A 571-nucleotide genomic window follows, 5' to 3' on the forward strand; every position below is an offset into this window, starting at 1 on the left:
GCATCGCTCGGGTCAAGTGACATCTCTTCCCTTATACTCTCACACAGACGGAAAATGCCTTTCCGCAAATCCACATTACCGTTGAACAGGTAATAGTTCAGGTTAGCACTCAGTCCCAGCATGTCATCCTATCATTTTATTAAGCAACAAGCTCAAATCAAGAACTGTGGTGTTTCTCAGGAACAGCGTTGCGCCTGATGCCAATTGTAATTTTACCCATCTTATCGGAGCTTCACCTTCGGGCTGTCTCACTTCCATTTTCACGGTTGGACTGTTGCAGGGATTGCCGGTTATCTGCACCTTGGCAACCTTGGGTTGATCAACCTGGGCTGTCTTGCCTAACTTCTCACTCCATAGCTGGTGGCGCTGCCAGTTCATGAACTTGTCGTAATTCACTCCATAATCCGCACAGGACTCACGAAGGTCTTTGGTTTCGCAGCACAGCTGATAGAGGTCGTACACCTCCTGGTAGTTTACTTTTTCTTTTGCCATAATCTTTGTTAGTAATTGGTTATGCCGCAAAGATATGCTGGGTTGCGATGCGTGTCAAGGCGGAAAATAGAATGGTTAC

At 46.6% G+C, this 571-nt stretch carries 2 protein-coding genes; both read right to left on the minus strand.

The window, feature by feature from the left end:
• Positions 1–122 (minus strand): IS66 family insertion sequence element accessory protein TnpB (gene tnpB, locus MoGM_RS04525; protein WP_146078644.1); only part of this gene is annotated, 122 nt, incomplete at its 3' end.
• A 1-nt stretch (position 123) separates the two neighbouring features.
• Entirely contained in the window at positions 124–492 is a 369-nt protein-coding gene (locus tag MoGM_RS04530; protein WP_104368946.1) for a hypothetical protein, read from the minus strand.
• Positions 493–571: the final 79 nt, after the last annotated feature.

This window comes from Prevotella sp. MGM1 (assembly GCF_002933775.1).
GTDB lineage: Bacteria > Bacteroidota > Bacteroidia > Bacteroidales > Bacteroidaceae > Prevotella.

Bases quoted from the DNA above. Each gene is read 5' to 3' on its own strand.
- MoGM_RS04530 (WP_104368946.1), bottom strand. From the start codon at position 492: ATGGCAAAAGAAAAAGTAAACTACCAGGAGGTGTACGACCTCTATCAG.